Source organism: Ottowia cancrivicina (genome assembly GCF_029813755.1).
GTDB lineage: Bacteria > Pseudomonadota > Gammaproteobacteria > Burkholderiales > Burkholderiaceae_C > Ottowia > Ottowia massiliensis.
Genome location: NZ_JARVII010000007.1, coordinates 24,017 through 50,194 on the forward strand (window position 1 = coordinate 24,017; position 26,178 = coordinate 50,194).

Annotated in this window: 19 protein-coding genes; 15 read left to right on the top strand and 4 right to left on the bottom strand. The window is 66.4% G+C overall.

All coding sequences use genetic code 11. The annotated features are described in order from the left end of the window. Nucleotides 1–32: 32 nt before the first annotated feature. The 10 genes from QB898_RS04810 to QB898_RS04855 all read left to right on the top strand — a co-directional run bounded on the left by QB898_RS04810 (nucleotide 33) and on the right by QB898_RS04855 (nucleotide 9,930). Complete coding sequence (locus tag QB898_RS04810; protein ID WP_279524023.1) at nucleotides 33–2,150, top strand: site-specific recombinase; 2,118 nt, start codon at nucleotides 33–35, stop codon at nucleotides 2,148–2,150. A 96-nt stretch (nucleotides 2,151–2,246) separates the two neighbouring features. Beyond that, the gene (locus QB898_RS04815; protein ID WP_279524025.1) at nucleotides 2,247–3,626 is read left to right on the top strand and encodes a Na+/H+ antiporter family protein; all 1,380 of its coding nucleotides are present in this window, start codon (nucleotides 2,247–2,249) and stop codon (nucleotides 3,624–3,626) included. A gap of 128 nt (nucleotides 3,627–3,754) precedes the next feature. Next, nucleotides 3,755–4,681, top strand: coding sequence for an SGNH/GDSL hydrolase family protein (locus QB898_RS04820; RefSeq protein WP_279524026.1), 927 nt, complete (start codon nucleotides 3,755–3,757; stop codon nucleotides 4,679–4,681). A gap of 270 nt (nucleotides 4,682–4,951) precedes the next feature. Beyond that, nucleotides 4,952–5,977, top strand: a complete 1,026-nt coding sequence (trpD, locus tag QB898_RS04825) for an anthranilate phosphoribosyltransferase (RefSeq protein WP_279524027.1) — start codon at nucleotides 4,952–4,954, stop codon at nucleotides 5,975–5,977. A 61-nt stretch (nucleotides 5,978–6,038) separates the two neighbouring features. Then, a complete protein-coding gene (locus QB898_RS04830; protein WP_279524028.1) occupies nucleotides 6,039–6,344 on the top strand; it encodes a hypothetical protein in 306 nt (101 codons plus the stop codon). Continuing rightward, entirely contained in the window at nucleotides 6,341–7,144 is an 804-nt protein-coding gene (gene trpC, locus QB898_RS04835; protein ID WP_050714952.1) for an indole-3-glycerol phosphate synthase TrpC, read from the top strand. Before QB898_RS04830 ends, trpC begins: the two co-directional genes overlap by 4 nt. 162 nt (nucleotides 7,145–7,306) lie before the next feature. Further along, nucleotides 7,307–7,738 carry a nuclear transport factor 2 family protein gene (locus tag QB898_RS04840; RefSeq protein ID WP_050714953.1) on the top strand — a complete coding sequence of 144 codons (432 nt, stop codon included), beginning with the start codon at nucleotides 7,307–7,309 and terminating at the stop codon, nucleotides 7,736–7,738. Between the two features lie 21 nt (nucleotides 7,739–7,759). Next, entirely contained in the window at nucleotides 7,760–8,512 is a 753-nt protein-coding gene (gene tsaB, locus QB898_RS04845) for a tRNA (adenosine(37)-N6)-threonylcarbamoyltransferase complex dimerization subunit type 1 TsaB (RefSeq protein WP_279524029.1), read from the top strand. Continuing rightward, nucleotides 8,509–8,964 (top strand): ribosomal protein S18-alanine N-acetyltransferase, encoded by a 456-nt coding sequence (gene rimI / locus QB898_RS04850; RefSeq protein ID WP_050714955.1) that lies wholly within the window; start codon nucleotides 8,509–8,511, stop codon nucleotides 8,962–8,964. Before tsaB ends, rimI begins: the two co-directional genes overlap by 4 nt. Before the next feature lie 21 nt (nucleotides 8,965–8,985). After that, nucleotides 8,986–9,930 carry a uracil-DNA glycosylase gene (locus QB898_RS04855; RefSeq protein WP_279524030.1) on the top strand — a complete coding sequence of 315 codons (945 nt, stop codon included), beginning with the start codon at nucleotides 8,986–8,988 and terminating at the stop codon, nucleotides 9,928–9,930. Between the two features lie 165 nt (nucleotides 9,931–10,095). Here QB898_RS04855 and QB898_RS04860 read toward each other — a convergent pair whose 3' ends face one another. The 4 genes from QB898_RS04860 to metK all read right to left on the bottom strand — a co-directional run bounded on the left by QB898_RS04860 (nucleotide 10,096) and on the right by metK (nucleotide 15,095). After that, nucleotides 10,096–10,857: a TSUP family transporter gene (locus QB898_RS04860; RefSeq protein WP_279524031.1), complete on the bottom strand. Its 762-nt coding sequence runs from the start codon at nucleotides 10,855–10,857 to the stop codon at nucleotides 10,096–10,098. Nucleotides 10,858–11,297: 440 nt separating this feature from the next. Next, a complete protein-coding gene (gene argG / locus QB898_RS04865) occupies nucleotides 11,298–12,641 on the bottom strand; it encodes an argininosuccinate synthase (RefSeq protein ID WP_279524032.1) in 1,344 nt (447 codons plus the stop codon). 408 nt (nucleotides 12,642–13,049) lie between these two features. Then, a complete protein-coding gene (locus tag QB898_RS04870) occupies nucleotides 13,050–13,889 on the bottom strand; it encodes a substrate-binding domain-containing protein (protein ID WP_279524033.1) in 840 nt (279 codons plus the stop codon). 24 nt (nucleotides 13,890–13,913) lie between these two features. After that, nucleotides 13,914–15,095, bottom strand: a complete 1,182-nt coding sequence (gene metK, locus QB898_RS04875) for a methionine adenosyltransferase (RefSeq protein ID WP_102283745.1) — start codon at nucleotides 15,093–15,095, stop codon at nucleotides 13,914–13,916. A 170-nt stretch (nucleotides 15,096–15,265) separates the two neighbouring features. On the opposite strand from metK, the gene QB898_RS04880 reads away from it, so the two are divergent. The 5 genes from QB898_RS04880 (at nucleotide 15,266) to QB898_RS04900 (ending at nucleotide 25,877) form a co-directional block, all read left to right on the top strand. After that, the gene (locus tag QB898_RS04880) at nucleotides 15,266–16,096 is read left to right on the top strand and encodes a lysophospholipid acyltransferase family protein (protein ID WP_279524034.1); all 831 of its coding nucleotides are present in this window, start codon (nucleotides 15,266–15,268) and stop codon (nucleotides 16,094–16,096) included. 5 nt (nucleotides 16,097–16,101) lie between these two features. Continuing rightward, nucleotides 16,102–17,022 (top strand): lysophospholipid acyltransferase family protein, encoded by a 921-nt coding sequence (locus tag QB898_RS04885; protein ID WP_082202977.1) that lies wholly within the window; start codon nucleotides 16,102–16,104, stop codon nucleotides 17,020–17,022. Between the two features lie 483 nt (nucleotides 17,023–17,505). Further along, nucleotides 17,506–23,484 (top strand): excinuclease ABC subunit UvrA, encoded by a 5,979-nt coding sequence (locus QB898_RS04890; RefSeq protein WP_428982736.1) that lies wholly within the window; start codon nucleotides 17,506–17,508, stop codon nucleotides 23,482–23,484. Between the two features lie 184 nt (nucleotides 23,485–23,668). Beyond that, nucleotides 23,669–25,198 (top strand): alanine/glycine:cation symporter family protein, encoded by a 1,530-nt coding sequence (locus QB898_RS04895; protein ID WP_279524036.1) that lies wholly within the window; start codon nucleotides 23,669–23,671, stop codon nucleotides 25,196–25,198. Nucleotides 25,199–25,655: 457 nt separating this feature from the next. Continuing rightward, nucleotides 25,656–25,877: a hypothetical protein gene (locus QB898_RS04900; protein WP_279524037.1), complete on the top strand. Its 222-nt coding sequence runs from the start codon at nucleotides 25,656–25,658 to the stop codon at nucleotides 25,875–25,877. The last annotated feature ends 301 nt before the right edge of the window (nucleotides 25,878–26,178 follow it).

The window sequence follows — 26,178 nt, forward strand, 5'->3', positions numbered from 1 at the left end:
CCATGACAAAAAATGAATTGGCGGGTGGATGAATGGCCCGTTCGCAGCTTGAACTGGTGCGGCATCTGGAAGCGCTGGATGCCAACGCGCCGCGCGTGGAGCGGCATTTGTGGCTGATTGGCCTGCTGGACTGGGTGCGCGGCAGCGCCGATTGGCAAAACCCCAGCGAAGACGAGGTGCAGGCCGTGCTCACGCGCGTGCGTTCGCTGCTGGACGCGGTGGCGGTGCGCCCGCACTGGCGGCAGCGCTGGCGGCGCTGGTGGGCGGTGTTCATCACCACCACGGATGAGACGCCGCTGCTGGCGGATTTGGGCTTTGCGCCGCGCGCGGCTTTCTTGAGCGAGCTGACGCGCCGCCTGCGCAAGAAGCTGCTGCCGGTCACGCCCGATTCGACCGACCAGGCCGATCTGATCTACCTGCTGTTTCCGGGCGAGCTGGACGCGCGCTGGCTGCGCGCGCTGGACAAGGAAACGGCCCGCCGCATGGGCGAGCTGCTGTTTGACGAGGAGCCGCCTGGCCCCGGCAGCGCCGCGCAATACGACTACGCCGAGCGCGCGCTGCTGGACGCGCTCACCTACGCCGTCAGCCAGATCAGCGCCATTGGCCTGTCGCCCGGCATTCGCAGCCGCATGTCGATGGAGGCGCGCCAGGCGCGGCGCTTTCATGATCTGCCCGCGATGTTCGAGGCCCTGCGCACGGCCGTGCAGACGCAGGGGCGCTTGTCGCCCGGCGCGCAGCAGGCCATTGCAGCGTTTCGCGAGCATCTGGATGCCTGCCGCGCCAGCGCCAACACGGTGTACGCGCATTTGCAGGAGCACGGCATCTCGGTGAACATCGAGTTCCAGATTCAGCAAATGCGCCAGCGCATCTTGCGCGTCAAGGGCCTGCTGCTGTGCCTGGAAACGGCCGAGCCGGTGCTGGCGGCGGCGCAAATGCTCTCGCATCTGGTGCGCGTCAGCCGCGACACGCTCAGCGTGCGCGCGCTCATTCGCAGCAACACGCAGCTGCTGGCCGCCAAGGTGACCGAGCGCAATGCCGAAGGCGGCGAGCACTACATCACGCGCAACGGCAAGGAGTACCGCCAGATGCTGCGCGCCGCAGCGGGCGGCGGCGCGGTGATGGCGCTGGCCACCTGGGGCAAGCTGTTTCTGTACACGCTGGGGCTGTCGGCCTTCTGGGGCGGTCTGGCGGCGGGCATCAACTACTCGCTGGCTTTCGTGCTGGTGATGCTGCTGCACTGGACGATTGCCACCAAGCAGCCCGCAATGACCGCGCCGGCCCTGGCCGCCAAGCTGCGCAGCCTGAACGCGCCGGGCGCCATAGACGGCTTCGTGACCGAGGTGATGTTTTTGCTGCGCTCGCAATTCGCCGCCATCGCCGGCAATCTCGTCCTGGTGATCCCGCTGGCCTGGCTGCTGGGCCTGGCATTCGCGGCCCTGGGCGATACCCGCATGATGACGGCCGGACACGCGCGCCACGTCATCGCCGACCATCACCTGTTTGGCCCCACGCCGCTTTTTGCCGCCATCACGGGCGTGCTGCTGTTTGCCTCCAGCGTGGTGGCCGGGTGGGTGGAAAACTGGTTTGTCTTTCACAAGCTTGATTCGGCCATTGCCTACAACCCGCGCAGCACGCGCTGGCTGGGCAAAGAACGCGCGCGGCGCTGGGGCTGCTACTGGCGCGAACACATCTCCGGCTATGCCGCCAATATCTCGCTGGGGCTGATGCTGGGGCTGGCGCCGCCCGTGCTCCAGTTCTTCGGCATCCACTTTGAAGTGCGGCACGTCACCCTCGTGGCGGGCCAGATGGCTGCCGCCGCGCATCGGCTCGGCCCGGCCGTGCTGCACGAGAGCGCTTTCTGGTGGGCCGTGGCCGGAGCGCTGCTCACAGGGCTGATGAACGTGGCGTTCAGCTTTCATTTCGCCTTTCGCCTGGCGCTGACGGCGCACAACATCTCCAACGTGGAGCGGCACCGCATCTACCGCGCCGTCTGGCGGCGCATGTGGCGCCACCCTCTGGGCTTCGTCCTGCCGCGCAAGTCCGACGCGCGCCTGGTGGCCGAAATGGAAACAGCCGCCGCTGCTGACGGTGAAAACGCGGCCCCGGACAGCCCGGCTTCTCCCAAAGAGCCGCCAGCGCGGCAAGACTGAAAGCCGTGATTTGCGCGGCGCGCGGTTTTGCGTTGAATAGATGGATTCCGTATCAATGGCCGGTTATCTTTTTATATTTTCATTTGGAATTTTGGAATGAATCCAGTCGTTTTTGCCGTGTGCCTGATGCTGGCGCTATCCATTGCGCGCGTGCATGTGGTTTTCAGCCTGATCATCAGCGCCTTTGCGGGCGGGCTGATGGCGGATATTCCGGCCGCCACCATTTTGGCCGCCTTGCCGCCCGATGCCGTTGCGGGCGTGACTGAACCGGGCGTGGTGCTGAAATTGAAGTATCTGGTCAAGGTTTTTGAGGAAGGCATTACGGCGGGCACCACCACGGCGCTGTCTTACGCGGTATTGGGCGCTTTTGCCGTGGCCATTTCCTATTCGGGGCTGTCGCAGGCCATGGCCAATGTCATTGTCAGGCGCGCCACGCAAGGCAGCGGCCATTATGTGAAATGGCTGCTGATTGCGGCGCTTTTGCTGATGAGCATCATGAGCCAAAACCTCATTCCCATCCACATCGCCTTCATTCCGCTGGTGGTGCCGCCGCTGCTGGTGGTGATGAACCGCCTTCAGCTGGACCGCCGCATGCTCGCCTGCGTGATCACCTTCGGGCTGGTTTGCACCTACATGTTCGTGCCTTATGGTTTTGGCGACATTTTCCTGAACAAAATCCTGCTCGGCAATATCAGCAAATTCGGCATGGATGTATCCGGCGTCAATATCTACCACGCCATGTTCATTCCCGCGCTGGGCATGCTGGCGGGGCTGGCGGCGGCCATTTTCTTCAGCTACCGCAAGCCGCGCCATTATCAGGATTTGCCGGTTGAAGGGGCGGCGGAGCAGGTGGCGGTCAAACGGGAAAATATTATTGTCGCGGTGATTGCCGTGAGCATTGCCTTTCTGGCGCAGAAATACACCGGCTCATTGATTCTTGCGGGCCTGCTGGGTTTTGCCATTTTCATGGTTTCGCGCGTGATTCACTGGCAGCAGGCCGATACGGTTTTCAATAGCGGCATTCGCATGATGAGCATGGTCGCTTTCATCATGATTGCCGCCAATGGTTTTGCCGCCGTGATGAATGCCACGGGCGGCATCGAGCCGCTGGTGCGTGACAGCGTGGCTTTTTTCGGCAACAGCAAGGCGCTGGTTTCGCTGGCCATGCTGCTGGTGGGGCTGCTGGTGACGATGGGCATTGGCAGCTCGTTTTCCACGCTGCCGATCATTGCCGCCATTTACGTGCCGATTTGCGTGCACATGGGGTTTTCTCCGCTGGCCACGGTGGCCATCATCGGCACGGCCGGGGCGCTGGGCGATGCCGGCTCGCCCGCGTCGGACTCCACCCTCGGCCCGACAATGGGCTTCAATGCCGACGGCCAGCACAACCACGTCAAAGACAGCGTCATTCCCACCTTCATTCACTACAACATTCCGCTGCTGCTGGCGGGCTGGGTTGCGGCGCTGGTGCTGTAAGCGCCCGCCTGCGGCCAGGCGGCGCAAGAGGGTCGCGCGGGCCGCTGCCTGCCGGGGTTCTAAACTCGGGCGCGATTTTTTCCCCGCCCTTTTCTTCTTTTCCCCTTTTTTCTGGAAAGACCTGACACATGAAGACTTCCTGGTTCTCCCGCGCCGCCGCCGTGGCGCTGGCGGCGACGGCCAGCCTGCTGGCCGCTTGCGGCTCCGGCTCCACCGTGCAGCAGCTCACGCCCACGCGTTTCATGGCCGTGGGCGACGGCATGATTGATCTGGGCCACGACGGCAAGCGCTACACCATCAACGACGGCTCCATGCTGTGGACGCAGCAGCTGGCCTCCCATTTCGGCCTGACCCTGGCTGACAGCTCCACGGGCGGCCTGAGCTACGCGCGCGGCAATGCCCGCATCACCGCCGCCGATCCCACGGGCGGCGGCGCGCCCAGCTTGTCCGCGCAGGTGGACGCGCTGCTGGCCAGGCTGAACAACAAGTTTGAAGACAGCGACGTGATCATCCTCTCCGGCGGCCACACCGACATCGTGACCGCCGTGAACGAAACCGGCATTTCCGCCACGACCACGGCCACGGTCAAGGCCGCCGGCACGGCGCTGGGCGATCTGGCCAAGCGCCTGTCCGAGGCGGGAGCCAAGCACGTGGTGGTTTCGGGCGTGTACAACCTGGGCCTGTCGCCCTGGGCGCGCGCCCAGGGCGAAGCCAAGGCCAACGCCATCCGCGATCTGTCCGTGGCTTTCAACGACGCCATGCTGCTGTCGCTGGCGGACACGAAATGGGGCCGCACCGTTCTGGCCATCAACCCCGGCCTGTTCTACAACCTGATTGCGAACGAAACGAAGGATCCGCTTTTCGCCAACGCGAAAGACCCCGTGTGCACTACGCCCGATGCCACCACCTGCACCAACAACACGCTGGTCAGCGGCGCCAAGGTGGAGCAGTACCTGTTTGCCGACAAGCTGTATTTCACCCCCCTGGCCAACCGCCTGTACGGCAGCAGCAGCTACGGCAACAACGCCTATTCGAGCCTGCGCGACCACTGGTGAGCGCCTGAGCGCTGGCGGGCGGCGCCCCAGGCAAAGCAGCGTTTTTCGCTATTGGATCAATAGCGTGTGCTCCTGGTGGAAACTGCGCAAAGCGCCTTTTTGATGCCCTGAATTTGCTCCTGTTAATGAAGCAAGCCAGCCTTCAGGCAAGGCGCAGGGCCGCCTGACGCGAAGGGGCGACAGGCGGCCTTTTTTATTGGCCTGCCCGCCTCCGCCTTCTTGAGTTTCCGAATCCCTGAATTCCCGAGTTCTCCCCGAAAGACCTGAAACATGCCCATCACCCCGCAAGAGGCGCTGCTGCGCGCCATTGAGCACCGCGAAATCTTTCAGGACGAAATGCTGCACCTGATGCGGCTGATCATGCGCGGCGAGATTTCGCCGCTGATGGTGGCGGCCATCACCGCCGCGCTGCGCGTGAAAAAGGAAACCGTGGGCGAAATCACCGCCGCCGCGCAAGTCATGCGCGAATTCGCCACGCCCGTGCCCATTGCCGACAAAACGCATTTGGTCGATGTGGTAGGCACCGGCGGCGACGGCGCGCGCACCTTCAACATCAGCACCTGCGCCATGTTTGTGGCCGCCGCCGCCGGTGCGCGCGTGGCCAAGCACGGCGGGCGCAGCGTCTCCAGCCAGTCGGGCAGCGCCGATGCCGTGGAGGCGCTGGGCATCCAGCTGAACCTCACGCCGCAGCAAATCGCCCAATGCGTGGCCGAAACCGGCGTGGGCTTCATGTTCGCGCCCAATCACCACCCGGCCATGAAAAACGTGGCCGCCATCCGCAAGGAAATGGGCGTGAAAACCCTGTTCAACCTGCTCGGCCCCCTGACCAACCCGGCTGACGCGCCCAACATCCTCATGGGCGTGTTCCACCCGGATCTGGTCGGCATCCAGGTGCGCGTGCTGCAAGCCCTGGGCGCGCGGCACGCCCTCGTGGTGCACGGGCTGGACGGCATGGACGAAATCAGCCTGGGCGCGCCCACCCTCGTGGCCGAGCTGCAAAACGGCCAAATCCGCGAATACGAAATCCGCCCCGAAGACTTCGGCCTCGACACCCAGCCGCCGCAAGGCATCCGCGTGGCCACGCCCGCCGAATCGGTCGCCATCGTGCGCGCCGTGCTCGCAGGCCAGCCGGGCCAGGCGCAAGACATCGTGGCCCTGAACGCGGGCGGCGCGCTCTACGCCGCCGGCGTGGCCGCCAGCCTGGCCGAAGGCGTGCAGCAGGCGCGCGCCGCCATTGCCAGCGGCGCGGCGCAAGCCAAGCTGGAGCAGGTGCAAGCCTTCAGCCGCACTGCCTGAAGCCGCACGAAACACGCAAGGCCACCCCGGCAGCCCACACGCAAGAAAAGGAGCGCGCCCCATGTTCCACCACGACATGCCCACCACGGCGGAGCTGTTCAAAATCTTCGGCACCCTCGCCATCGTCATCGTCATCGCCGCTTTGATGACCTACTTCATGCTCATCAAAACCATCCGCAACCTGCGGCGCGGCATTCATGAAGAAAGCGGCGAGACGGGCAGCAAGACAGAAAGCGCGGCAGGCGGCGCGCCCGGAAATGCGCCAAACAACGCGCCAAACAGCGCACAAAACGACACGCCCAACAGCACACCAGGCGGCGCGCCCGCCGCCGCACAAAGCGCCGCTGAAGCCGCCCGCCAGCCATGAACGACATCCTGCAAAAAATCATCGCCGTCAAGCGCGAGGAAATCGCCGCCGGCCAGAAAAAAATTCCCCTGCCCGCCATGCGCGCAGACGCCGAAAGCCGCGTGCTCACGCGCGACTTCACCGCCGCCATGCGCGCCAAAGTGGCCGCCGGGCAGGCCGCCGTCATCGCCGAAGTCAAGAAAGCCAGCCCCAGCAAGGGCGTCATCCGCGCCGACTTCGCGCCCGCCGACATCGCCCAAAGCTATGCCCAGGGCGACGGCGCTACCCGCGCCGCCTGCCTTTCCGTGCTCACCGACCGGCAGTTCTTCCAGGGCTGCCCCGACTACCTCAAGCAAGCGCGCGCCAGCTGCGGCCTGCCCGTGCTGCGCAAAGACTTCATCATCGACCCCTGGCAGGTTTACGAAGCCCGCGCAATGGGCGCCGACGCCATCTTGCTCATCGCCGCCTGCCTGCAAGACGCGCAAATGGCCGAGCTGGAAGCCCTGGCCCACAGCCTGGACATGGCCGTGCTGGCCGAAGTGCACGACGCCGCCGAGCTGGAGCGCGCGCTGCGCCTGAAAACCCCGCTCATCGGCATCAACAACCGCAACTTGCGCACCTTCGCCACCACGCTGCAAACCACGCTCGATCTGCTGCCCGCCCTGCCCGCCGGCCGCCTGCCCGTGGCTGAAAGCGGCATCGCCACCCGCGCCGACGTGCAGCGCCTGCGCCAGGCAGGCGTGCACGCCTTCCTCGTGGGCGAAACCTTCATGCGCGCCAGCGAGCCAGGCCGCGCGCTGGCCGAGCTGTTTGGCGGCTGAAGAGCAAAAAAGAGGAGCGAAATTCAGGGGCCTGAAAATGGCATCTGCGCTTATTCATCCAGGAGGTATTGCTATGGAACGAGGAGCAGAAATGGCGCCTGCCTTCCCGCCCCGGCATGCGCCAGAGTGCCGCGCTTTTCAGCCGCCAGAAGGAGCCCATCCATGACCGATGCCGAATTCATCTACGCCCGCTGGCACGAAGCCGCCCGCAGCCGCGACGTGCCCGCGCTGCTGGCGCTCTACGCCGAAGACGCCGAGCTGGAGTCGCCCCTTGTGCCCGTCATCCTGAACCGCGCCAGCGGCGTGCTGCGCGGGCACGCGCAAATCCGTGAATTCCTCGAAGAAGGCACGCGCCGCCGCCCCAACGAACTCGTGCGCTGGCACCGCGACGGGCGTTTTCTGAGCGCAGGCGGCCTGCTCGTGTGGGAATACCCCCGCGCCACGCCGCAGGGCGAGCAAATCGACATTCTCGAATTCATGGAGCTGCAAGGCCGCCTCATCCAGCGCCACCGCATCTACTGGGGCTGGTTTGGCACGCAAACGCTCATCGCCTCGGCGCTGCGCAAGCAGGCCCAGGCTCCGTCTGAACACTGAAACCCAAGACGCGCCCGCGCCATGAATCTTCTGGCCTTTGACACCAGCACCGAAACGCTCTCCATCGCCGTGCAGCGCGGCCCGCAGGTGTTCGCGCACGAGGCGGCCGGCGGCGCGCAAGCCTCCGCCACGCTCATTGAGCAGGCCCTGGCGCTGCTGGAGCAGGCGCAGCTGGCCGTGGCCGACCTGCACGCCATCGCCTTCGGGCGCGGCCCCGGCGCTTTCACCGGCCTGCGCACCGCCTGCGCCGTGGCCCAGGGGCTGGCCTGGGGCGCGGGCGTGCCCGTGCTGCCCATCGACACCCTGCTGGCCGTGGCCGAAAACGCCCGCCAGCGCCACGGCCTCACGCGCGCGCTCGCCTGGCTGGACGCCCGCATGGGCGAGGTTTATGCCGCCCCTTTCATCTGGCAGGCAGATGCCTGGCGCGCCCTGGACGCCGCGCGCGTGTGCGCGCCCGAGGAGCTAGCCCTGCCCGCTGGCGAGTCCGCCGCTGGCTGGGCCTTGGCGGGCAACGCCGCCAGCACCTACGGCAGCCGCCTGCCGCCCGCGCTGGACAGCCTGCCCCGCCTGCCCGCCCAGCCCGCTGCCACGGCCTTGCTCGCGCTGGCCGCGCCCATGCTGGCCGCCGGGCAGGGCCTGCCCGCCGAGCAGGCGCTGCCCCTGTACATCCGCGACAAAGTGGCGCAAACCACCGCCGAGCGGCTGGCCGCCCGCGCGGCGGAAGCAGCGAAGCAGAAGCGGGCGGAGCAAGGCCGGACGGAGGGCCGCGCGTGACAGCCCCCGCGCCGCGCCTGCAGGCCCTAACGGCGTCGCATCTGGACGCCGTGCTGGCCATTGAGCAAGCCGCGCAGGCCCATCCGTGGACGCGCGGGCACTTTGCCAGCGCGCTGGCCGCAGGCAACTGCCTGCTGGGCCTGATGGCCGGAGAGCGGCTGCTGGGCTACCTTGTGGCCATGCCCGGCGTGCAGGAAGCGCACTTGCTCAATCTGGCCGTGGCGCCCGAAAGCCAGGGCCAGGGCCTAGCCGGCGTGCTGCTGCGGGCGCTTGCGCTCTGGGCGCGCGGGCAGGGCGCGGCGTGCGTCTGGCTGGAAGCGCGCGCCAGCAACGAGCGCGCCTTGCGCGCGTACCGCCGCTGCGGCTTCGCGCAAGCGGGCCTGCGGCGCGGCTACTACCCGGGCGCCAACAATCAGCGCGAAGACGCCATCGTCATGCGCCTGGATCTCTGACCCCGCCCCGAAGCCGCCGAAATGGACACCTTGAGGGACACCCTGAGCGAGCGCCAGCGCGCCATGCTGGCCGAAATGGGCATCCGCACCCACTGGCTGCCCCGCGCCAAGGCCCGCCCCGCCAAAGAAAAAGGGCCGTGCCAGCCCGGTGCGGCAGCGCCTGAAGCGCGGGCCGCCGCGCCTGTTTTGCCGCCGCCAGCTGCCGCGCGGGCAGAAGCGGCGCCTGCGGGGCCAAAGGCTCCGGCCAGAACGCCCGGAACGCCCGAAGCACTCAAAGCGCCTGCCCGGCCCGAAGCGCCCGCCGCCAGCGCCCAGGCCGTCGCAGACATGGACTGGCCCGCGCTGCAAACCGCCGTCGCCCAGTGCCAGGCTTGCGGCTTGTGCGAAACCCGCCGCCAGACCGTGTTTGGCGCGGGCGCGCGCCAGGCCCGCTGGATGGTGGTTGGCGAAGCCCCCGGCGAGCAGGAAGACCGGCAGGGCCAGCCTTTCGTCGGCCCGGCGGGCAAGCTGCTCGATGCCATGCTGGCGGCCATGGGCCTGTCGCGCCACGCGGACGACGCCATCGACGCGCTGGAAAAACGCGCGGGCCAGACGGGCCAGGAAGGCCAGGCCGGCGGCCCGCCTGCCGAGGGCGTGTACATCGCCAACGTGCTCAAGTGCCGCCCCCCCGCCAACCGCAACCCGCAGCCGGACGAAGTGGCCCGCTGCGAGCCTTACCTGCGCCGCCAGGTGGCGCTGGTGCAGCCGCAAGTCATTCTGGCAATGGGGCGCTTTGCCGTGCAGTCGCTGCTGCAAACCAGCGAGCCGATTGGCCGCCTGCGCGGGCGCGCGCACCAGTACGCGGGCGTGCCCGTCATCGTCACCTACCACCCGTCCTACCTGCTGCGCAACCCGCCCGACAAGGCCCGCGCCTGGCAGGACTTGTGCCTGGCCCTGCAAGTGATGCGGGAGCAAACGCAGCCCTGAATGCACACCAGAAAAAGGAGCAAATACAGGGCCATCAAAAGCGGCTTCAGCGCCCGTTCCACTAGGACCTTATGCTATTGATACAGGAGCGAATTAATTCTGCTTCTGATGCTTGCGGCCTGCTGGCAGGGAGCGCAGAAAGCGGCATCAGGCGCTTATGCGCCTTTACTTGAAGAAGGCGTCGTAGCCCGTTTTCAGAATCAGCGCGCCGACCACCAGAATGAACGCGCCGCGCACAAAGCCCGCGCCGTGCCTGAGCGCCAGCCGCGTGCCGATCAGGCTGCCGGCCACATTGGCGGCGGCCATGACCAGGCCCGCCTGCCACCACACATGCCCCTTGGCGGCGAACAGGGCGATGGCGGCCACATTGGTGGCCACGTTCAGCAGTTTGGCGGCCGCCGAGGCGTTGAGAAAGTCGTAGCCCAGCAGCCGCACGAACAGAAAGATGAAGAAGCTGCCCGTGCCGGGGCCGAAAAAACCGTCGTACCAGCCAATGCCCAGCCCGATGAGCGAGGCGGCCAGCTGCTCGCCGCGCAGGGCGTAGCGCGGCGCGTGGATGCGGCCCAGGTCTTTGCGGGCCAGCGTGTAGGCCAGCACGGCGATCAGGATGAGGGGCAGCAGGCGGCGCAAAAAGTCTGGCTCGACTTGCGTGACCGTCCACGCGCCGCCCAGCGAACCCAGCAGCGCAGCAGCGGCGGCCGGCAGCAGCACGGGCCAGCGCATGGGCGCCTGGCGGCTGTATTGCACGGCGGCGATGAACGTGCCCCATACCGAGGCGCTTTTGTTGGTGCCCAGCAAGGTGGCCGGAGGCATGGCGGGGTAGGCGGCAAACAGCGTGGGCACCAGCACCAGGCCGCCGCCGCCGACGATGGCGTCAATCAGCCCCGCCAGCAGCGAGGCGCAAGAGACGATGAGCAGATCGAGCATGCGGCCTGTCCGTGAGTGGTGAATGCAAGGTTTGCGCCCCGGGCGGATGAGAAGAAAGGGCCAAGAAAAACGGGCATCTTGCGATGCCCGTAAAAACCCGGCGTGCGGGTCGCTTCATGCAACTGGCGCGGCCTGTTTGTGTTTTTGTGCCTCTTGCGGAGGCTGGCCTTGGCGGTTTGTCTCCTTCGGTCCCCTCGCGGCAGCTCGCCTGGCCAGGCCCTGCGGCGCTGCGATGGAGGGAACTGTATGCGCGGAAAAGCCGCTTGCCTATTGGGATTTGCCCGATTGCGCGGCGGCCCGTATTGCTGTCACGCCCCGGGAGCCGGCGGAGCCTGCTGGCCATCTGCCTGCGGCTTCGGGCCGTCTTGCGCCTTGCAGTCCGGCCCGATCCGCCCTCTTGATCCGCCTGTTTCCCCTTCGGCCAGACGCTGGGCAGGCGCTTACTGCGGCTGGCGCGTGTGGCCAAGCTGCGGCAGCACCGAGTCTTGGCCCAGTTGCAGCAGTCCGGCGCGGGCATACACGCCGAGCTTGCCGCGCGTGTCGGTGATGTCGAGGTTGCGCATGGTCAGCTGCCCGATGCGGTCGGCGGGCGTGAAGGGGGCGTTTTCCACCTTTTCCATCGACAGACGCTCTGGCGCGTAGGTGAGATTGGGGCTTTCGGTGTTGAGAATGCTGTAGTCGTTGCCGCGCCGCAGCTCCAGCGTGACTTCGCCCGTGATGGCGCGCGCCACCCAGCGCTGCGACATCTCGCGCAGCATGATGGCCTGCGGGTCAAACCAGCGGCCCTGGTAGAGCAGGCGGCCCAGCTTCAGGCCGTTGATGCGGTATTGCTCGATGGTGTCTTCGTTGTGAATGCCCGTGACCAGCCGCTCGTAGGCCGCGTGCAGCAGCGCCATGCCCGGCGCTTCGTAAATGCCCCGGCTTTTGGCTTCGATGATGCGGTTTTCAATCTGGTCGCTCATGCCCAGCCCGTGGCGGCCGCCGATTTCGTTGGCGCGGAGCATGAGCGCCACGGGGTCGTCAAAGGTCTGGCCATTGAGCGCCACGGGCTGGCCTTCTTCAAAGCGCACGCGCACTTCTTCGGGCCGGATGTCCACGTCCGCGCGCCAGAAGGCCACGCCCATGATCGGCTCGACGATGCGGATGCCGCTGGAGAGTTCTTCCAGGTCTTTGGCCTCGTGCGTGGCGCCGAGCATGTTGCTGTCGGTGCTGTAGGCTTTTTCGGCGCTCATCTTGTAGTCAAAGCCTGATGCGCGCAGGAACTCGGACATTTCCTTGCGCCCGCCCAGTTCGTCGATGAAGCGCTGATCCAGCCAGGGTTTGTAGATTTGCAAGCCGGGGTTGGCCAGCAGGCCGTAGCGGTAAAAGCGCTCGATGTCGTTGCCTTTGAAGGTGGAGCCGTCGCCCCAGATGTTCACATCGTCTTCCTTCATGGCGTTCACCAGCATCGTGCCCGTGACGGCGCGGCCCAGCGGCGTGGTGTTGAAGTAGGTCACGCCCGCCGTGCTGATGTGAAAGGCGCTGCATTGCAAGGCGGCGATGCCTTCGTGCGCGAGCTGGCGGCGGCAGTCAATCAGGCGCGCCAGTTCGGCGCCGTATTGCAGGGCCTTGCGCGGAATGGCCTCGTAATCCGTTTCGTCAGGCTGGCCCAGATTGGCCGTGTAGGCGCAGGGCACGGCGCCTTTCTGGCGCATCCACAGCAGGGCGGCGGAAGTGTCCAGGCCGCCGGAAAAGGCGATGCCGACTTTCTGGCCAGCGGGAAGCGATTGCAAGATGGTGGACATGTGGAAAACAGTTAGGGAGTGAAAAATGAAAAACGTATCTTAGAACCAGCCCCCAGGCCCTGTTTTCGCCAGCCGGGGAATGTCAAAAAGAAGAGCAGATCAAGGGACTTCAAAATGCCGTTTTGCGCAGTTCCCACTAGGACATCTAGCTATGGATAGAGGAGCAAAATCATGCCGCCTGCCTTGCCCGGGCCGCCTTCGTGAGTTCCAGGCAGGCTGCGCACGGGCTTGGACTTCGGCGCTGGGGGCCGGCGCGGGCTGGGCGCGCGGCCATTGGGCGCGACAGCCATCAGAGCCTGCTTGCAATCTGGCCGCGAAGGGCAAAGGCCTGGGCATCGGGATGAACGGCCAAGCGCAAACCGCAAACCGCAAGCCGCTTGCGCCTGCGGACGGACTTTGAACAGCCTTTCAGGGCGTTTGCAGGCCAAGGGCGCGCCACTGCTGCGCCGCTTCGGGCGACTGCATGGCCTGCGCCAGTTGGCGGGCAGCTTCAGAAGCCTTGAGCCGCCAGGTCAGGGTGTAGGGCAGGCCCGTGTCCAGCGCGGCGGGCAGCGGGGTGATGCCCAGGGCGGTGGAGGCGGCGTCTGCGCCCGCGCCGATGCAGCCCTGCACGGCGGCATCAATGCGGCCCTGCATCAGCTCTTCGCGCAGGGGCTGGCCGCCGGAGAGCACATGAACTTTGGCGGTGAGCGTGGCATGCGCGCCGGACTGGAGCTGGTCGGCGCGGTCCACCAATTGCCAGAACGCATCGCCCAGCGGCTCGGCGCCGGGCTGATAGGCGCCCACGCGCACATCGGCGCGCAGCAGCGCGCCCAGCGCCGTGGCAGGCGCCACGGTCAGGCGCGGCGCGGTCATCAGGCACAGGCTGTCTTTGGCAATGACGGCAGGCGGCTGCCATTGCCCGCCAGATGCCAGCTGCTGCGGCTGGGTGGAGCCGGCGGCCACGAAAACGTCGGCTTCCTGCCCCTGGCTGATGCGCTGGCGCAGGGCGGCGGAAGAGCCGAAGGTGAGCGCCACGGGCTGGCCCGTGCGCGCTTCGTGGCGGCTGGCAATGGCCTGCACGGCAGGGCGCAAGGCGCTGTCGGCCCAGAGGCGGATTGCGCCAGGCGCGGGCGCGCCGCCGGAAGCAGCCTGCCCGGTGTCTTGCCCGGCTGAAGGCGCGCTCTCGCGCGTGGGCGTGCAGCCGGGCAGGCAGGCAGCCAGCGCCAGCAGGCAGGCGGATAGCCAGGCGGCTCGTGTCACTTGCATGGCCCGTGATCGCTGCGGCGCGCCTTACAGCCCGGCGGCGGCGCGCAGGGCTTCGGCCTTGTCGGTCTGTTCCCAGCTGAATTCCGGCTCGTTGCGGCCAAAGTGGCCGTAGGCGGCGGTTTTGGCGTAAATGGGGCGTTGCAGCTTGAGCATTTCGATGATGCCCTTGGGACGCAAATCGAAATGTTCGCGCACGAGCTGGGCCAGTTTTTCGTCAGGCAGCTTGCCGGTGCCTTCGGTGTAGACGGTGATGTTCATGGGCTGCGCCACGCCGATGGCGTAGGCCACCTGGATTTGGCACTGGCGCGCCAGCCCGGCGGCGACGATGTTCTTGGCCACGTAGCGGGCGGCGTAGGCGGCGCTGCGGTCCACCTTGGTGGGGTCTTTGCCGCTGAAAGCGCCGCCGCCGTGGGGGCAGGCGCCGCCGTAGGTGTCCACGATGATCTTGCGGCCCGTCAGGCCGCAGTCGCCTTGCGGGCCGCCGACGACGAAGCGCCCGGTGGGGTTGATGAGAAAGCGCGTGTCCTTGAGCCACTCGGCGGGCAGCACGGGCTTGATGATTTCCTCGATCACGGCTTCGATGAAGCTGGCCTTCATCTTCGTGGCGCTTTCGCTTTGGTCAGGGCTGTGCTGGGTGGAGAGCACCACGGTGTCGATGCTGTGGGGCTTGCCGTCCACGTAGCGCAGCGTGACCTGGCTTTTGGCGTCGGGGCGCAAAAAAGGCAGGCGGCCATCCTTGCGCAGCATGGCCTGGCGTTCGACCAGGCGGTGGGCGTAGTGGATGGGCGCGGGCATGAGGGTGGGCGTTTCGTCGCAGGCGTAGCCGAACATCAGGCCCTGATCGCCCGCGCCGGTGTTCAGGTGGTCGTCGCTGGCCTGATCCACGCCCTGGGCGATGTCGTTGCTTTGCCGGTCGTAGCAGACCATGACGGCGCAGCCTTTGTAGTCAATGCCGTAGTCGGTGTTGTCGTAGCCGATGCGCTTGATGGTGTCGCGCGCCACCTGGATGTAGTCCACGTTGGCATTGGCGCTGATTTCGCCGGCCAGCACCACCAGGCCGGTGTTGGTCAGCGTTTCGGCGGCCACGCGCGCGCGCGGGTCTTGCGCAAGGATGGCATCCAGGATGCTGTCGGAAATCTGGTCGGCCACCTTGTCGGGGTGGCCTTCGGAAACGGATTCGGATGTGAAGAGAAAGTCGTTCGCCATGATGTGAATAAACTCCTTGGGTTGCGCGTCGCCGCCGCGTTTGCAAAACCGTTTTGCAAAGCAACCGGAAGGAGCCTGGCGAACGCTTTAGCAGTATTTTTTTAATGTCGCCCTGCAAGTTGCCCGGTTAACTCGGCGACAAGTTGCGCATTCTACCTATTTGCGTTTTCATGCTTTTGCTGTATCGCCTTGTATCCGGATGGCCGTTGGGGTTGTTGCACGGCGTGGGTGCGGCGCTGGGCTGGCTGATCTGGCTGCTTTCTCCCACCTATCGCAGGCGCTTTGCGCAAAACGCCGCACAGGCGGGCTACGCCTTCGGGCAGGTGCGCGCCGCCGTGGCGCACGCGGGCCGCATGGCGTGCGAGACGCCGCGCCTGTGGTTCGGCCCGCCCGTGCCCGTGCAGTGGCAGGGGCGGGAAGCGGCCGATGCCGCCTACGCGGCAGGCAGGGGCATCGTGTTTCTCACGCCGCATCTGGGCTGCTTCGAGATCACCGCGCAGGGGCTGGCCGCGCGCTACTCGGCGCAATACGGGCCGCTGACGGTGCTCTACCGCCCCGCGCGCCAGAAGGCGCTGGCCGAAGTGGTGGAAACCGCCCGCCGCCGTGAGGGGCTGGAAACCGCGCCCACCACGCTGGCGGGCGTGCGGCAAATGCTCAAGGCCCTGCGCGCGGGCCATGCCGTGGGCCTGCTGCCCGATCAGGTGCCGCCCGAAGGGCTGGGCGAGTGGACGCCTTTTTTCGGCAAGCCCGCCTACACCATGACGCTGGCGGCGCGCCTGGCGCTGCAAACGGGCGCCACGCCGCTGCTGGTGTGGGGCGAGCGCCTGCCCGCCGCGCGGGGCTTTTGCCTGCACGTGCAGCCGCTGTCAAGCCCGCTGCCGCAAGAGCTGTCCGCCGCCGTGGCGCACATCAACGCCGAGATGGAGCGCCTCATCCGCCAGTGCCCGCAGCAATACCTCTGGGGCTACGGGCGCTACAAGCACCCGCGCCCGCAAGGCTGAAGGCCATGGGCGAATCTCCTTGCGCCCAAGCGGCAAAAGCAGATCCGGCGCGGGGCCGCTGGACGGGCCGCCTGGTCGTGCGCCTCATGCGCCTGATCGCCCCGCTGCCGCTGCCCGTGCTGCGCGGCGCGGGCTGGCTGCTGGGCAGCCTGTGCTGGCCGCTGGCGCGCGGCCGCCGCCACGTGGCCCTGGTCAATTTGCGCCTGTGCTTTCCGCAGTGGAGCGAAAAGCGCCGCCGGCAGGTGGCGCGCCAGAGTTTCATCTGCTTTTTTCAGGCTTTTCTGGACCGCGCCTGGGTCTGGCACGGCGCGCCCCGCCTGCTGCTGGAGCGCGTGCGCATCACCGGCCAGGCCGATGAGCTGCGCCGCCCCGAAGCCGCCGTGCTCTTCGCCCCGCACTTTTACGGCATGGACGCGGGCGGCTCGGCCATCATGCAGCGGCTCATCCAGCGCGGCTGCACCATCTACACCATCCAGCGCGATGCGGCGCTGGACGCCTGGATGCGCCAGGGCCGCCAGCGCTTTGGCGACGTGCAGCCGCTCAACCGGGAAGACGGCGTCAAGCCCGTCATCAAGGCCCTGCGCGGCGGCCGCTATCTCTATTTGCTGCCTGACATGAACTTCGGCCCGCAAGAGTCCATCTTCGTGCCCTTTTACGGCGTGCCCGCCGCCACCGTGCCCTCGCTGCCGCGCTTTGCCCGGCTGGGGCGCGCGCGCGTCATCCCTGTCATCACCCGCATGACCGCCGCTGGCTACGAAGTGCAGGTGCACGCCCCCTGGCAGGGCTATCCCACGGACGACGTGCAGGCCGACACGGCCCTCATGAACGAGCGCCTGCAAGAGTGGATCAACGCCATGCCCGAGCAGTACTACTGGGTGCACAAGCGCTTCAAAACCCGGCCCGAAGGCGAGCCGCCGGTGTACTGAAAAGCCTTTGGCGCGGCTTCGCGCGCGGCGCGCCTTGCGGCAGCGCCTGGGCTGCTTGAAAACCTGCTGCTGGCGGGCATCTGTGCGGGCATGCCCAAAAAGAAAACCGCTGCTTGCACGCCTGCCCCCGTTTCCGTATCCGTTCCTGATTCCGCGCCTGATCCGGCTGCTGCCCGCGCCGCCGCGTCGCTGATTCGCCTGCGCGGCGCGCGCCAGCACAACCTGAAAAACCTGGACGTGGACATTCGCACGGGCGAGATGACGGTGGTGACGGGGCCGAGCGGCTCGGGCAAGTCCAGCCTGGTGTTTGACACGCTGTATGCCGAAGGGCAGCGGCGCTATGTGGAAACCTTCAGCGCCTACGCGCGGCAGTTTCTCGACCGCATGGACAAACCGGCGGTGGACCGCGTGGAGGGCGTGCCGCCCGCGATTGCGATTGACCAGACCAATCCGGTGCGCTCTTCGCGCTCCACCGTGGGCACGATGACGGAGCTGAACGACCACATCAAGCTGCTGTTCGCGCGCGCCGGGCAGCTTTTTGACGCGCAAACGGCGCTGCCGGTGCGCCATGACGGCGCCGAGAGCATTTACGCCGAGCTGCTGCGCCGCGCCAAAGCGGCGGGCGATCCGCGCGTGGCGCTCACGTTTGCCGTGGAGCTGCCCGCCAGCGCCAGCGCCGACGAGGTGCAGCAGTGGCTATCGGCCAGCGGTTTCACGCGGGTGCAGGCCGAGCGGCAAGAGGGCGGGCGCAAGGTGCTGGATGTGGTGGCCGACCGCTTCCGCCTGGGGCGCGCCGAGCGCGCGCGGGCGCTGGAAGCCATTGAAGTGGCGCTGCGGCGCGGCGGCGGGCAGATGGCGGCGTATGTGCTGGCGGATGAGGGCGAGGGCGAAAAAGAAGGCTTGAGCGGCCAAGACAGCGGCGAAAACAGCGGCGGGCCGCTGCTCTGGCGCTTTTCCACGGGGCTGCATTGCCCGGAGAGCGGGCGGCGCTATCACGAGCCGTCGCCGTCGATGTTTTCCTTCAACTCGCCAGTGGGCGCGTGCGAGGCGTGCCGGGGCTTTGGGCGGGTGATTGGCGTGGACTGGGGGCTGGTCGTGCCTGATGCGCGGCTGAGCTTGCGCGCCGGGGCCATCAAGCCGATTCAGACGCCCGCGTGGAAGGAGTGCCAGCAAGATTTGATGCGCCACGCCGCAGCGGCGGGCATTCCGCGCGACACGCCCTGGACGCAGCTCACGCCGCAGCAGCGGCAATGGGTGATTGAAGGCGCGCCGAATTTCCGCGAGGGCAACTGGAGCCGGCAGTGGTACGGCATGCGGCGCTTTTTCCAGTATCTGGAGAGCAAGGCCTACAAGATGCACATCCGCGTGCTGCTGTCCAAATACCGCAGCTACACCCCGTGCGAGGCGTGCGGCGGCGCGCGCCTCAAAGACGAATCGCTCTTGTGGCGCGTGGGCAGCAAGGCCGACGCCGATGCCGTGCTGGCGCCCGCGCAGCGCTTCATGCCGCACGGCGTGGCCTGGACGCGCGAGCAGCTTGAAAGCCTGCCGGGCCTGAGCCTGCATGACGTGATGCAGCTGCCCATCGAGCGCCTGCGCGTGTTCGCAGACCGGCTGGCGGGGCCTGAAATTACTATCAAAAAGATAGTTGCCAGCGCAGATTCCACTAGGACAAACGGCCGGTTTGATACCGAAACTGAAGCTGAAACCGGCGCTCGCGCTGATGCGGCGGATGCCGCCGCGCCATCGGCCGCCAGCGCCGATGCGCAGGCGCGCAAGCTCATCCTGGACGAAATCCGCGCGCGCCTGCAATACCTGACGGACGTGGGGCTGGACTACCTCACGCTGGACCGGCAAAGCCGCACCCTGAGCGGCGGCGAAGTGCAGCGCATCAACCTCACCACGGCGCTGGGCACTTCGCTGGTGAACACGCTGTTTGTGCTGGACGAGCCCAGCATTGGCCTGCACCCGCGCGACATGGCGCGCATCAACTGCGCCATGCAGCGCCTCAAGCGCGCGGGCAACACGCTGGTGGTGGTGGAGCACGACCCGGCCGTGATGCTGGCCGCCGACCGCGTGCTGGACTTTGGCCCCGGCCCCGGCGCGGCAGGCGGGCGCATCGTGTTTGACGGCACGCCCGCCCAATTGCGGCAGGCCGATACGCTCACCGGCCAGTATCTGGGCGGGCGCAAGCGCATCAGCGCCGGGCAGGCGCGGCCCGTGCAGGACAGCACGCCCCGGCTCATTCTGGAAGGCGCGCGCGAGCACAACCTCAAAGGGCTGGATGTGGCCTTCCCCCTGCAACGGCTGGTGACGGTGACGGGCGTGAGCGGCTCGGGCAAATCCACGCTCATTCAAAACGTGCTGGCCCCGGCGCTGCTGCGCCACTTTGGCCAGGCCACCGAAGCGCCCGGCGCGCACGAGCGCCTGCTGGGCGCCGAACAGCTGGCGGGCGTGGTGTTCGTCGATCAATCGCCCATCGGCAAAACGGCGCGCTCCAACCCGGCCAGCTATGTGGGCGCGTGGGACGCCATCCGCAAGCTCTTTGCCGCCGCGCCGCTGGCGCGCCAGCGCGGCTACACCGCCGCCAAATTCAGCTTCAACAGCGGCGACGGCCGCTGCCCCACCTGCGGCGGCAGCGGCTTCGAGCACGTGGAAATGCAGTTTCTGAGCGACGTGTATCTGCGCTGCCCCGACTGCAACGGCCGCCGCTGGCGGCCCGAAGTGCTGGAAGTGACGATAGAGCGCCCCGCGCGCAGCCTGGCCACGGATGCCGACCTGGACGCCGCCGCCGAACGCCTGGCCGAAGTGGCCAGCGGCAGGCCCGACCCCGCCCCCGCCGCCCGCGCGCTGAACGTGGCCGACGTGCTGGAACTCACCGTGGCCGAAGCCGCGCAGCTTTTTGCGCAAGACCGCGACGTCATCCGCGCCCTGCAACCGCTGATGGATGTGGGGCTGGACTACGTGAAGCTGGGCCAGCCCGTGCCCACGCTCAGCGGCGGCGAGGCGCAGCGCCTGAAACTGGCAGGCCACCTGGCCGAAGCTGCGCAAACAGCCAGCCGGTCGCGCCAGCCCGTGGCCAAAAAAGGCACGCTGTTTCTGTTTGACGAGCCAACCAGCGGCCTGCACTTTGACGACATCGCCAAGCTCATGCGCGCGCTGCGCAAGCTGCTGCAAGCGGGGCACTCCATCATCGTCATCGAACACAACCTGGACGTGATGCGCGCCAGCGACTGGCTGATTGACCTTGGCCCCGAAGGCGGCGAGGCGGGCGGGCGCATCGTGGCGCAAGGCGCGCCCGCCGAAGTGGCGGCCTGCCCGCATTCGCACACCGGCGCGGCGCTGCGCGAATACGAGCGCGCGCTGGCGGCGGGCATGGCGCAAGCGGCTGAAGCCGCCGATCAAGCCGCCGCTGAAGTGACTGAAGTCGCTGAAGCGCGCGCCGCCTATGCCGCGCCTGCTGCGCCCGCCGCACCCGCCCGGGCCGAGATTGAAATCGTCCACGCCCGCGAGCACAACCTGAAGAACCTGAGCGTTTGCATTCCGCGCGGCAAATTCAGCGTCATCACCGGCGTGAGCGGCAGCGGCAAATCCACGCTGGCCTTCGACATCCTCTTTGGCGAAGGCCAGCGCCGCTATCTGGAAAGCCTGAACGCCTACGCCCGCAGCATCGTGCAGCCCGCCGGCCGCCCGGATGTGGACGCCGTGCACGGCATACCGCCCACCGTCGCCATCGAGCAGCGCCTCTCGCGCGGCGGGCGCAAATCCACCGTGGGCACCATCACCGAGGTCTGGCACTTTCTGCGCCTGCTCTACGTGAAGCTGGGCGTGCAGCACTGCGTGCACGACGGCGCGCCCGTGCAGCCGCAAACGCCCGAACGCATCGCCGCGCAGCTGCTCACCCGCTACCGGGGCCAAACCATCTGCCTGATGGCCCCGCTGGTGGTGGGCCGCAAAGGCGTTTACACCGAACTGGCCGAATGGGCGCGCCCGCGCGGCTACGCCCACTTGCGCGTGGATGGCGAATTTCTGCCCACCGGCGCCTTCCCGCGCATCGACCGCTTCAAGGAACACACCATCGAGCTGCCCGTGCTGACCTTGCCCGTGACGCCCGGCAACGAAGCCGCCTTGCGCAGCGGCCTGGCGCGCGCGCTGGAGCACGGCAAAGGCATCGTTCACGTGCTGCACGGCGCCAGCGGCCTGCCTGCCGCGCTGCAAGCGGGCCAGCCCACGGCTGGCATGGGGCAGGTGGCCGTCTTTTCCACCCGCCGCGCCTGCCCCGTGTGCGACACCAGCTATGCCGAGCCAGACCCGCGCCTGTTTTCCTACAACAGCAAACACGGCTGGTGCCCCGAATGCGTGGGCACCGGCTTGCTGCTCACGCGCGAGCAGCGCCAGGCGCTGGATGACTCCGTGCTGGCGGGCGACCCAAAAGGCCGCGAGCAAAGCTTTGCCGAAGCCGATGTGGAGGGGCTGACGGGCCAACCCTGCCCCGCCTGCCACGGCACGCGCCTGAACCCCGTGGCGCGGCACGTGCTACTGCCAGCGGAATGGGGCAGCGCGCCTTCTGGCAAGCCCTCTGAATCAGAGCCAAATCGGCCTGAAGTCCTAGTGAAATCAGCGCGGGCAGCTACCAAAAAAGGAGCGGAAAAGAACCTAGAAAGCCCCGGAAGCCACGGCGGCATCGCCATCACCGAACTGGCCCGCATGAGCGTCAGCCAGCTGCGCCAGTGGTTTGCCGCGCTGCGCCTGCAAGGGCGCGAAGCGGAAATCGCGCGCGATTTGCTGCCCGAAATCAGCAGCCGCCTTGAATTTCTGGAGCAAGTGGGCCTGGGCTACCTCACGCTGGACCGGGGCGCGCCCACGCTCAGCGGCGGCGAAGCCCAGCGCATCCGCCTGGCCGCCCAGCTGGGCAGCAACCTGCAAGGCGTGTGCTACGTGCTCGACGAACCCACCATCGGCCTGCATGCGCGCGACAACCACATCCTGCTGGACGCGCTGCACCAGCTCTCGGCCAAAGGCAACACGCTGGTCGTGGTGGAGCACGACGAAGACACCATCCGCCGCGCCGAACACCTGATCGACATCGGCCCCGGCGCGGGCGTGCGCGGCGGCCGCCTCATCGCCCAGGGCAGCGTGGCCGACCTGGCCGCCGCGCCCGAATCCGCCACGGGCCGCTACCTGCGCCAGGCCATGCGCCACCCCCTGCACCCGCGCCGCGAAGTGAACTGGCCCGCCAGCGTGCAAGACGCCAGCCAGGCCATCCGCAGCGACGCTGGCAAAGGCCAGCCGCCTGCCGCCGCCCGCATGGCCCAGGCCCTGCAAACGCTGGGCGACTTTCCCGTCAGCAGCGAACCCGGCTGGCTCTGGCTGCAAAACGCCTGCCTGCACAACCTGCGCCACATCAACGCGGCCCTGCCCCTCAAGCGCCTGGTCGCCGTCACCGGCGTGAGCGGCAGCGGCAAATCCACCTTCGCCCGCGACGTGCTCCTGAGCAGCGTGCAGCGCCTGCTCGCCAGCAAGGCCGCCGCCGGAACAACGCCCAAAACCCGCTCCAGCGCACGCCAATCAAGCGCCAGCAGCTATCAAAACAGCGGCGCAGGCAGCGCCACGGGCTGCGCCGACCTCAAAGGCTTTGGCGGCATCGACCGCGTGCTCGAAGTCGATCAAACCCCCATCGGCAAAACCCCGCGCTCGTGCCCCGCCACCTACATCGGCTTCTGGGACACCGTGCGCAAGCTCTTTGCCGACACGCTGGAAGCCCGCGCGCGCGGCTACGGCCCAGGGCGGTTTTCCTTCAACACCGGCGAAGGCCGCTGCCCGGCTTGCGAAGGCCAGGGCATGCGCACCATCGAAATGGCCTTTCTGCCCGACGTGAAAGTGCCCTGCGAAACCTGCCACGGCGCGCGCTTTTCGCCCGAAACCCTGGCCGTCACCTGGCGCGGCAGAAACATTGGCGACGTGTTGCAAATGGAAGTGGACGAAGCCGTGGACTTCTTCGCCGCCATGCCCGCCATTGCCCACCCCCTGCAACTGCTCAAGGACGTGGGCCTGGGCTACCTCACCCTCGGTCAGCCCAGCCCCACCTTGAGCGGTGGCGAAGCCCAGCGCATCAAGCTCGTGACCGAACTCGCCAAAGCGCGCGACGACCTCACCCGCCGGGGCCGCAAAGCCCCGCACACCCTCTACGTGCTCGACGAACCCACCGTCGGCCTGCACATGCAAGACGTGGAAAAACTCATCCACGTCCTGCACCGCCTGGTCGATGCCGGCCACAGCGTCATCGTCATCGAACACGACCTGGACCTCATCGCCGAAGCCGACTGGATCATCGACCTAGGCCCCGAAGGCGGCGACGCCGGCGGCCAGCTGGTCGCCGCCGGCACGCCGGAAGATGTGGTGAAGGCAGGCACGCACACGGGGCAGGCGGTGGAAAAGCTTTTGAAATCCCGAAAAGGAAATTGATATGAAAAAAATCATTTCTCCGTAAATTCCGTATATGGAAAGGAATAACGAAAATCAAGCTTCATGAATCGTCTTGGACGATTTGAATTTGGTATTTATAAAAACCGATTTGTACTTTCACACCCCCGGGCGGACTCTGAACAGGCCCTACCATCGCTCCCTTTCACCAACAAAAGGAAGCAATATGGCTGACGTGACTGGGGCCTTTGAGCAGTGCATGGCGTCCAGTCCGCATGGGGGCGGCGCGCTGGATGCGCTGCAATGCGGCATCAATCTGGGCAATGATTTTTTGTGGACCTGGCTGGTTTACATGCTGCTGGGCGTGGGGGTGCTGTTCACGCTGGGCACGGGGTTTGTGCAGTTGCGGCTGCTGGGGCGCAGCGTGCGCGAGATGCTGGGCAGCCGCAGCGATGGCGATGACGCACACGGGCACGGCATCACGCCCTTTCAGGCGTTCGTGACGGGGCTGGCCAGCCGCGTGGGCACGGGCAACATCGCCGGGGTGGCCATTGCCATTTCCACGGGCGGGCCGGGCGCGGTGTTCTGGATGTGGATGACGGCGCTGCTGGGCATGAGTTCGGCGTTTGCCGAGTCGTCGCTGGCGCAGCTTTTCAAGGTGCGCGACCACGGCAACCGCCAGTTTCGCGGCGGGCCGGCGTACTACATCACGCATGGCCTGCGCCAGCGCTGGCTGGGCACGGTGTTTGCGCTCAGCATGATTTTGTGTTTTGGCTTTGTGTTCAACGCCATTCAGTCCAACACGATCATCGAGGCGGTGAAATCGGCGGCGGGCTGCGCCAGCGGCAGCGGCGCTTGCGAGCAAGACTGGCAGGTGTACCGCCACGCGCTGGGCGCGGTGCTCATCATCATCACCGCGCCCATCATTTTTGGCGGCATTCGCCGCGTGTCGCGCATTTCAGAGGCGCTGGTGCCCATCATGGCGACGGCCTATTTGCTGATGGCGCTGTATGTGATTGCCATGAATCTGGACAGGGTGCCGCAGATGTTCGCCCTGATTTTTGACAATGCGTTCGACTTCCGCTCCGCCGCAGGCGGGCTGGCGGGCAGCGCGGCGGCCAAGGCCATGCAGCTGGGCATCAAGCGCGGGCTGTTTTCCAACGAGGCGGGCATGGGTTCGGCGCCCAACGCGGCAGCGGCAGCGGATGTCAAGCACCCGGTCTCGCAAGGAATGATTCAGATGCTGGGCGTGTTTGTGGACACCATCGTGGTGTGCTCATGCACGGCCTTCATCGTGCTGCTGTCTGACATGCCTGCCGATGGCACGCTCACGGGCATTCAGCTCACGCAATCGGCGCTGGAAAGCCAGGTGGGGGGCTTCGGGCAGTATTTCCTGGCGGTGGTGCTGTTCATGTTTGCGTTTTCCTCGGTGATTGGCAATTACGCCTACGCCGAGTCCAACGTGCAGTACCTGCACAGCCATCGCCTGACGCTGGCCATCTTCCGCATGGCGGTGCTGGCCTTCGTGTACTTCGGCGCGGTGGCCAAAGTGGGGCTGGTGTGGGACATGGGCGATTTGTCGATGGGCATCATGTCCTTCATCAACCTGGTGGCCATCGTGCTGCTGTGCCCGCTGGTGTTCATGCTGCTCAAAGACTATTCGGCGCAGTTGCGCGCCGGCTCGAAAGAGCCGGTTTTCCGGCTGGCGGCCCACCCGCAGCTCAAAGGCCGCGTGCCGCAGGCCGATATCTGGTAATGGCAGCCTGAGAGCCTGTGCCAAGCCACGCCCGTGGGCGCGAAAAGCGCGGCCTCGGGCGATCTTGGGCGTTGCAAACGTTTTGTCGGGCGCAAGCGGGCAGCAAGGCCTATCTGCGGCTTGAAAAGTTTCCAAAAATAAAAGCAGGGGTTTGATGAAAAAGCACCTGCATCCTTTTTGGTTCTGGCTGGGATTTAACAACGCCGTTTATTTCCTGATGCTATTTACATAGTGCCCGGACTGAGCCGTTTTTCAAACGGCCTGACTTTGCCCGATATGCTGCCGTGCAATTAAGGCAGCGTTTATCTGCAAACCTATTTGGGTAACTTGGGGCAGAGGGCAGGCGGTTTTATCTGCACCGCCAGATGGCCGCCGACATGGTTTATCCCGCGCTGTTCGGCTATACCTATCTTCGTCTGACCAGCCTGCTGTTGGCGGGAGCGCGCTTTCGGGCATATTGAAAAAACGGCTGCTGCCGCTGCCCGTTGTTTCGGCGGTATCGGATTATCTGGAGAATTGTTGCCTGATTGCCGTGGTTTCTGCCTGCCCCGAAGCACTGCAAATTGCCGCCGCCGCTCCATTTTTTACCGTTGTCAAATCTGCGGCGGGTATGCTGACGTTCGTCATGTTGGCAGTGCTGCTGTTGTGGCAATTGGCTGGCAGGATGCGGAAATCCTGACGAGGTCACCTGAAAAAACCTAAAACAAGGAGAAACAGCATGCCGCAAACCAAAATCTCCGCCGTCTTATTCCACTCTGGTCCGCCACCCTTTACGGCCAGGCTTCGAGCAAGGGTTGAAAGATTCTGAAAATCTGCGGCAGCCTGGGCGTGGGCGGCGGCTTCAGGTGCACTTGCGTTCTGCGCCGCACCTGTATCTCTTGTTAAAAACAAGAGCAAATTTCAGGGGTAAAAAATACCGTTCTGCGCGCTTTCCACGAGGACATCACGCTATCGATAAAGGAGCGAAATAACGCCCTTCG

Coding starts and splice junctions, on each gene's coding strand:
- QB898_RS04810 (WP_279524023.1), top strand. CDS start 33: ATGGCCCGTTCGCAGCTTGAACTGGTGCGGCATCTGGAAGCGCTGGAT.
- QB898_RS04815 (WP_279524025.1), top strand. CDS start 2,247: ATGAATCCAGTCGTTTTTGCCGTGTGCCTGATGCTGGCGCTATCCATT.
- QB898_RS04820 (WP_279524026.1), top strand. CDS start 3,755: ATGAAGACTTCCTGGTTCTCCCGCGCCGCCGCCGTGGCGCTGGCGGCG.
- trpD (WP_279524027.1), top strand. CDS start 4,952: ATGCCCATCACCCCGCAAGAGGCGCTGCTGCGCGCCATTGAGCACCGC.
- QB898_RS04830 (WP_279524028.1), top strand. CDS start 6,039: ATGTTCCACCACGACATGCCCACCACGGCGGAGCTGTTCAAAATCTTC.
- trpC (WP_050714952.1), top strand. CDS start 6,341: ATGAACGACATCCTGCAAAAAATCATCGCCGTCAAGCGCGAGGAAATC.
- QB898_RS04840 (WP_050714953.1), top strand. CDS start 7,307: ATGACCGATGCCGAATTCATCTACGCCCGCTGGCACGAAGCCGCCCGC.
- tsaB (WP_279524029.1), top strand. CDS start 7,760: ATGAATCTTCTGGCCTTTGACACCAGCACCGAAACGCTCTCCATCGCC.
- QB898_RS04855 (WP_279524030.1), top strand. CDS start 8,986: ATGGACACCTTGAGGGACACCCTGAGCGAGCGCCAGCGCGCCATGCTG.
- QB898_RS04860 (WP_279524031.1), bottom strand. CDS start 10,857: ATGCTCGATCTGCTCATCGTCTCTTGCGCCTCGCTGCTGGCGGGGCTG.
- argG (WP_279524032.1), bottom strand. CDS start 12,641: ATGTCCACCATCTTGCAATCGCTTCCCGCTGGCCAGAAAGTCGGCATC.
- QB898_RS04870 (WP_279524033.1), bottom strand. CDS start 13,889: ATGCAAGTGACACGAGCCGCCTGGCTATCCGCCTGCCTGCTGGCGCTG.
- metK (WP_102283745.1), bottom strand. CDS start 15,095: ATGGCGAACGACTTTCTCTTCACATCCGAATCCGTTTCCGAAGGCCAC.
- QB898_RS04880 (WP_279524034.1), top strand. CDS start 15,266: ATGCTTTTGCTGTATCGCCTTGTATCCGGATGGCCGTTGGGGTTGTTG.
- QB898_RS04885 (WP_082202977.1), top strand. CDS start 16,102: ATGGGCGAATCTCCTTGCGCCCAAGCGGCAAAAGCAGATCCGGCGCGG.
- QB898_RS04890 (WP_428982736.1), top strand. CDS start 17,506: ATGACGGAGCTGAACGACCACATCAAGCTGCTGTTCGCGCGCGCCGGG.
- QB898_RS04895 (WP_279524036.1), top strand. CDS start 23,669: ATGGCTGACGTGACTGGGGCCTTTGAGCAGTGCATGGCGTCCAGTCCG.